This is a genomic window from Candidatus Neomarinimicrobiota bacterium (genome assembly GCA_041862535.1).
Classification (GTDB): Bacteria; Fidelibacterota; Marinisomatia; order SCGC-AAA003-L08; family TS1B11.
In genome coordinates this window covers 1-6,294 of the sequence record JBGVTM010000092.1, presented here as the reverse complement: position 1 = coordinate 6,294, position 6,294 = coordinate 1, and the positions used below count along the sequence as shown (strand labels likewise).

9 protein-coding genes are annotated in these 6,294 nt (G+C 59.9%); all 9 read right to left on the bottom strand.

Going from position 1 to position 6,294, the window contains the following annotated elements; all coding sequences use genetic code 11:
• Nucleotides 1-471, bottom strand: a 471-nt coding sequence (locus tag ACETWG_03685) for an enoyl-CoA hydratase/isomerase family protein (protein MFB0515689.1), incomplete at its 3' end; no start/stop codon positions are given.
• Nucleotides 464-859 (bottom strand): Zn-ribbon domain-containing OB-fold protein, encoded by a 396-nt coding sequence (locus ACETWG_03680; protein ID MFB0515688.1) that lies wholly within the window; start codon nt 857-859, stop codon nt 464-466. The genes ACETWG_03685 and ACETWG_03680, both read right to left, overlap by 8 nt.
• Nucleotides 856-2,010 (bottom strand): thiolase domain-containing protein, encoded by a 1,155-nt coding sequence (locus tag ACETWG_03675; protein ID MFB0515687.1) that lies wholly within the window; start codon nt 2,008-2,010, stop codon nt 856-858. The genes ACETWG_03680 and ACETWG_03675 overlap by 4 nt, the downstream gene beginning before the upstream one ends.
• 49 nt (nt 2,011-2,059) lie before the next feature.
• Entirely contained in the window at nt 2,060-3,112 is a 1,053-nt protein-coding gene (locus tag ACETWG_03670) for a hydroxymethylglutaryl-CoA synthase (protein ID MFB0515686.1), read from the bottom strand.
• A gap of 51 nt (nt 3,113-3,163) precedes the next feature.
• The gene (locus ACETWG_03665; GenBank protein ID MFB0515685.1) at nt 3,164-3,451 is read right to left on the bottom strand and encodes a type II toxin-antitoxin system RelE/ParE family toxin; all 288 of its coding nucleotides are present in this window, start codon (nt 3,449-3,451) and stop codon (nt 3,164-3,166) included.
• A 32-nt stretch (nt 3,452-3,483) separates the two neighbouring features.
• Nucleotides 3,484-3,768 (bottom strand): type II toxin-antitoxin system Phd/YefM family antitoxin, encoded by a 285-nt coding sequence (locus tag ACETWG_03660; GenBank protein ID MFB0515684.1) that lies wholly within the window; start codon nt 3,766-3,768, stop codon nt 3,484-3,486.
• Nucleotides 3,769-3,923: 155 nt separating this feature from the next.
• Nucleotides 3,924-4,706: a cyclopropane-fatty-acyl-phospholipid synthase family protein gene (locus ACETWG_03655; GenBank protein MFB0515683.1), complete on the bottom strand. Its 783-nt coding sequence runs from the start codon at nt 4,704-4,706 to the stop codon at nt 3,924-3,926.
• A 152-nt stretch (nt 4,707-4,858) separates the two neighbouring features.
• Nucleotides 4,859-6,037, bottom strand: coding sequence for a glycosyltransferase (locus tag ACETWG_03650; protein ID MFB0515682.1), 1,179 nt, complete (start codon nt 6,035-6,037; stop codon nt 4,859-4,861).
• 25 nt (nt 6,038-6,062) lie between these two features.
• On the bottom strand, nt 6,063-6,245 hold the full coding sequence (locus ACETWG_03645; protein MFB0515681.1) for a type II toxin-antitoxin system HicB family antitoxin: 183 nt from the start codon (nt 6,243-6,245) through the stop codon (nt 6,063-6,065).
• Nucleotides 6,246-6,294: the final 49 nt, after the last annotated feature.

Here is a 6,294-nt window from a genome sequence, read left to right as displayed (position 1 = left end):
GCTGAGGCCGATGAGCCGCGGCAGGCGCTGGGTACCGCCGGCGCCAGGGATAATGCCCAGTGACACTTCGGAGAAGCCGAAGCGGACGTCGTCGGCCATGATACGCAGGTCGCAGGCCAGGGCCAGCTCGACCCCGCCGCCAAGGGCGCTGCCGTGCACGGCGGCGATAGTAGGCTGGGGCAGGCGCGCAAGGTCGTCAAAGCAGTCCCGGATAGCGCCGACCACCGCGGAGACCTGGTCGTCCGGGATCGTGGAGCGCTCCTTGAGGTCGGCACCGGCGCAGAAGTGGCGCTGGTCGGAGCGGATGAGCACCACGCTCACGCCGTCGTCCGCGGCCAATACTTTCGCTGCCTCGGCCAGCTCCCTGACCATATCCTGCGACAGGGCATTTACCGGCGGGCGGGAGAGGGTCAGGGTGGCGATCCAGCCCTCGCGCTCCAGGTGCAGGTATTGCCAGCTGGTATCAGCCACGCCGTAGCACTGCCTTGTAGCCGTACTGGATAATGTCCGCCGGGCTGTCCTCCTTTATACGGCGGAAGACCAGTTCCACCGGGGCATCCACGGCCAGTTCGTCAGGATCGCAGTCCACCACCTGGCAGGTCAGCCGGGCTCCGCCTTCAAGCTCGACAATGGCGATGATGTAGGGAGCCTCCAGGCTGAAATTCGCCGGCGGGACGTGGATGACAGTCCAGGTGAGGACTTTCCCTTGCCTGGGGAGAGTAATGGCCTCAAGCTCCCGGGAGTGGCAAGCGCTGCAAATTAGCCGGGGTGGGAAGTGGATTTTACCGCAGCGGGTGCACTTTTGGGCCTCCAGCCGGTAGCGTTGGGGGATCTCGCGGGTATACTGCGGCGACTTCATGATACAGCCCTTAGAATATGCACGGTGCAGCTGGCGCCGGTGCCGCCCATATTCTGGGCCAGGCCGATCCTGGCACCCTCGACCTGGCGGTCGCCGGCCTCACCGCGTAATTGTTGGGTAATTTCCACGATCTGGGCGGCGCCCGAGGCCCCCACCGGGTGCCCCTTGGCTTTCAGGCCGCCGCTGGTATTGATGGGCATTCTCCCCCCGATGCGGGTCTCCCCCGCTTCGACCAGGGCCGCGGCCTCGCCGGGCCGGGCATAGCCCAGGGCTTCCATGACACACAGCTCGGCGATGGTGAAGCAGTCGTGGACTTCGGTTACATCCACCTCATCCGGCGTGATCCCGGCCTGTTTGTAGGCTGCCTCAGCGGCCCGCTGTACGGCATCCAGGCGGGTAATGACGGGGCGGTTGTGGAGGGCAATAGTGCTGGTAGCCTGGGCCGAGGCTATCACCAGCACCGGGGGATGATTTTGGGCCTGCCCGGCCACTTCTGCCGAGGCCAGAATGAGGGCGGCGGCGCCATCGGTCACCGGCGAGCAGTCCAGCAGCCGCAGGGGATCGGCCACCATCGATGAAGCCAGGACCTGTTCGACGGTAATCTCAAAGGGGAACTGGGCCTTGGGATTGAGGGCGCCGTGCCGGTGGTTCTTCACGGCCACCTGGGCCAGTTGCTCGCGGGTGGTACCGTAGCGGTGCATATGAGCCCGCGCCATGAGGGCATATAGCCCCGGGAAAGTGACGCCGTGATAGACTTCGTATTCCTGGTCGGCGGCGGTTGCCAGGGCGGCGGTCACGTCTGCGCCATCGGTCATTTTCTCTACGCCGCCGGCCAGCACCACTTCGCTCGTGCCCGCGGCCACCTCCATGTATGCCAGGCGGATAGCGGCTCCCGCGGAGGCGCAGGCCGTTTCCACGCGCGTGGCGGGGATGGGATTCCGGCCCAGGTAATCGGCCAGGAGTGCCCCGATGTGTTCCTGGCCCACGAACAGGCCGCTGGACATGCAGCCCACATACATGGCGTCCAGGCGGTCGGTGGCGGCATCATCCAGCGCCGCCAGAGCCGCCTCCACAAACAGGTCTTTGAACGATACTTCCCACAACTCGCCGAACCGGGTCATACCGACCCCGATCACGTAAACGTCTCTCATAAACTACCTCTTTATCACGGCTTGATCGAACCGCGGCTTAAGCCGGTCATTATACTGGTGAGCTCAAGATAATCTTCCGGCGATACTTGGCATACTGGCCATAATCCAGGTAGCGCCGGTTCTGCCCCAGCAGGGCACGGACTTTCGGTGCTTTGTCCTGGATGGCGGGCAGGAGATCGGTGGCCTGGAAGATGAAGGCATCGCTGCCGGCGCCCGAGCCAAAGGAGACCATGAAAATCAGGTCTCCCGGTTTGGCCACATCCAGAATAGCGGCCAGGCCGGTGGGTGATGAGCCGGAGTAAGTATTGCCCATGATGTTGACCAGCCAGCCTTCCTGCAGCTGCTCCTGCGTGAAGCCCAGCATCTTTCCCACCCGCAGGGGGAACTTGCCGTTGGGCATGTGGAAGACGGCATGGGCGAAATCCGCGGGCCGGCAGCCGCTTTTCTCCAGGATACCGCGTCCGGCCCCCAGGATGTGCCGGAAGTAGGCCGGGTCGCCGGTAAACCGCCCAGCATGCTGGGGATAAAACTCCCCCTCCCTGCGCCAGAAGTCGGGGGTATCGGAGGTGTAAGAATAGGTCTCCAGGACCTCCGCCGCCACGTTTTCGGTGCCGATGATGAAGGCGGCCCCCCCGGCAGAGGCGGTGTATTCCAGTGCATCTCCCGGCGCGCCCTGGGAGGTGTCAGCACCGACGGCCAGGGCATATTTCATGTGGCCGGCCTTCACGTGGCTGCAGGCAACAAACATGGCCTCCGTGCCGGCCTTACAGGCGAACTCGTAGTCGGCCACGTGCACCTCGGTACCGATGCCCAGTGCGTCGACGAGCACAGTGCCGCTGGGTTTGACCGCGTACGGGTGCGATTCGGAGCCGATGTATACCGCCCCGATCTCAGTGGGGTGTATCCCTGCCCGCTGGAGGGCGTAGCGGGCCGCCTGAACGGAGATGGTGATGGTGTCCTCATCCAGGCCGGGCACCGTTTTCTCTTCCAGCAATAAGCCCTTTTTCACCGCCTCGGGATCACCGCCCCACTGCCGGGCGATAGTCTCGGCCTTGATGCGGTAGCAGGGGACGTAAGCGCCGTAGCCGACGATGCCAGCCATAGAACCTCCTTTGAAAGAATTAAGTCCGGTACCTGCTAAAAAGCAGCCAATTCAACGCAGTAGCCTATGCTGCAGCAATTCTTGCATATCTCGGCGGCCATTTAATATACAATGCACAAAAACATCCTCACCTACAATCTGGTAGATAATCCGATACGGTTTATAATGAATCTCGAGGTAATCATAGACGTTAATGGACGCAAGTTCAGGCGGGACATGGCCGCGATCCGGGAATTCTTCAAGGCCCAAGCATAGATCCTGGAGCTTGTCAATTAGCCTTCCCGCTTTCGAGGGAGAATCCGCTGAAGCGACATAACGATAGATATCAAACAAATCCACTTCAGCATCTGAGACAATGTAGACGTTATATTTCACGCCTGCCGATGGACCTGGATGCGTTGAGCCAAGTCTTCAAATGCTTCCTTGACGGGTTTGAACCTGCCCTCCTTAATACTCTTGCTACTCTGGGCTAGCATTTTGAGCAGGGCAAGACTCTCCTGAGTACGCTCGTAAGTACGCACATCCTGCACCACGACTTTCGCCTTGCCATGCTGAGTAATCACCATGGTCTTCTGGTTATCTACGATATCCCGAATAACTTCCGACGCATGAGCCTTCAAATAGCTGATGGGTTTAATGGACTCACTTGGTCTCATGTCGACTCCTCAAGATTGGACCTAAATATGGGCTAAATATTGGTCGGGATCAAGGGATTTCATCGATCATTGTCCACCGGGAGGCCTCGTGCCGATGAATGCTGGCCGTACAGCGGGATTATTCTCAGACAAGTTGCTGAAGCATTCATTCAAAGCTAACAAGCTCGCTGGAGCAGCCAGACTGCGCCAGAAACTTCCGCCTCTATTATTTCGCACTCGTGCTCCTGCCGCTGGATATACGCGGACAGTAGATCAGCCGCTTCAGGGTGTCGCCTGGCCAGCCCCGCGGCCCGTTTGCGGATGCACTCGATAAAATGACGGTCGATGGCCCGGATCTCATCTACCGATAGGACCTTCTCGCGGAGAAGCGTGTCTCCATGGCTGGTGAGCTGCCTGACGGTCTCTTCGTGGGGCGCGTAGTGTTCGTAACCGGGTCGCTCAAGAGCTGTCCGCTCTTTGAGGAACCCATCGTCGATGACCATAAAGCCGCCCGGCCGCACGGATTGCCTCAGCCGGGCGATGCATTCATCGAAGCTGCCGAGCACCCTACCCACCGAAGCATATATAACCACATCGTACTCCCCGGCATCCTCCAGGGTGGTATGCATATCGGCCACTACGAACTGACAGAGATCAGCAACACCCATTTCCACCGCCCGCCGCCGGGCATCCTGCACGAACGGCTCAAATAAATCGACGCCCAGGACCTGAAAACCCAGTTCCCGGGCCAGTCTAATAGCGACCCCTCCTTTGCCACAGCCCAAGTCAAGTACGCGCGTCGACTGTGGCAGTAGATCAAGCAGCCGCAGCCATTCAATGATCAGTTCCGGGGAACTGCCCAGCTCCCACAGGTCGGCCAGAAGTTCGGGGATATAAGGCAGCAGCTCGGGTGTTGTCTCGAAGGCTTCGGCCACTTCCCGCTGCAACTGGTCCTTCACAGATCTATTACCTCTCTCCCGTTATTCTCCGGGGCCGCTGGCAGTAAGGTTGTCAGGGGCGCCCACTGAATCGGCCCGCAAGCCCCAGTCACGGCCGATACAGACGTGGTCCCTTTCCCCTTATGCCCAGGTTGATGCGACACAAACAGGACCTAGCCCGGTTTCGTCACATTGGTTGCCGATACCCGGGAGCTTTCGTAATGCCTGCCCTTCCAGGCCAGCTTGTGCAGGTTGCCAAAGGCACCGAACACGACCACATACAGCGGATGGACGAGACCGGCAATGATGAAGGTCGCGACCCTTACCGACCGATTAATCCGGCGCAGATAGGGATAGACCAGGAGGGCCTCAGCCGCCATCTTGATAGCAATAGGCGCCAGCCAGAGGGGGTGCAGGATTAGTGCCAATAGTACCAAACCGGTCACTGCTGCGAGGTTGGTCAGATACAGGAAGGGGAGGATCAATTTGAACCAGGGGCCGGTATCCAGTCCGAAGTAATAGCGGCCCTTGGAGGCGAATCTAAGCCGCTGTCGGACAAAGGCGCCCACTGTAGCCGGGGGTGGGCTGGGAACCGTAGCCTCGGCCTCAGCAGCGAAGGTGATCCGCCAGCAGCGAGTGGCGGCCACTTTCTGCATCAGCAGGTCATCATCACCCGATACAAAGTGCTCAACCCCCTTAAATCCGCCCAATTCTTCAAAGATGCGTTTCCGATAAGCCAGATTGCGTCCGGTGCAAGTGAGGGCCAGTCCCCGGGCCAGGCCACCGGCGGTGAGGGCATCCATGGCGCAGCTGTCCAGGAACAGCGCCTCCCGCCAGAAACTCCGCCGTTCAGTGACCAAGGGGGATGGTCCCATCACCATGCCGACAGCCGGATTGGCGAAATATCGCACCATTCGTTCCACCCAGTGGGGACCGGGGATGCAATCGGCGTCGGTGGTGAGGATGATTTCGCCCTTCGCCTGATTTACAGCCGTTGTCAGGGCCCATTTCTTTGGTCCCCACCCGGCCGGGGGATGATCGATGCGAATGGGATGGAGATTACTCATCTTCCTGGCATGAAGCTGCAGGATCAGGAAGGTATCGTCGGTACTGCCGTCGTCGACCACGATGATTTCCAGCCGGTCAGCGGGGTAAGACTGTCGCTGTAGAGCGGCCAGCAAGCGCGGAATATTCAGGGCCTCATTCCGAGCGGCGACGATGATGCTGACATCAGGGGTGACGGTAGTATCGGTCGTGGGCGCCAATCTTCGCAGCCCTGTACGCATCCAGACAAGCAGGACCAGGTAGAGCAGGATAATTCCACCGACCGCCCAGAATGCAAAAACCATCATGCAGCTTCCAGGAATTGTGAGAAGATTACACCTGCAGGACGCCGAAGCGGGGGGCGGGCATTTTTGTCTGATGGTCGCAGAACTCCAAGCAGCGGATCAATCTGAGCACTTCTTCCCCAGTCTCACCCACTGCCACATAGTCCGGCAGGTCGGGAACGTAGGCACCATAGTCCTTATCGGCCTTCTCGATGACGACAATGTATCGCATTTTTACGATACCCATGCAATAACTGTCACTAATTAGAGTGCTACCGGTA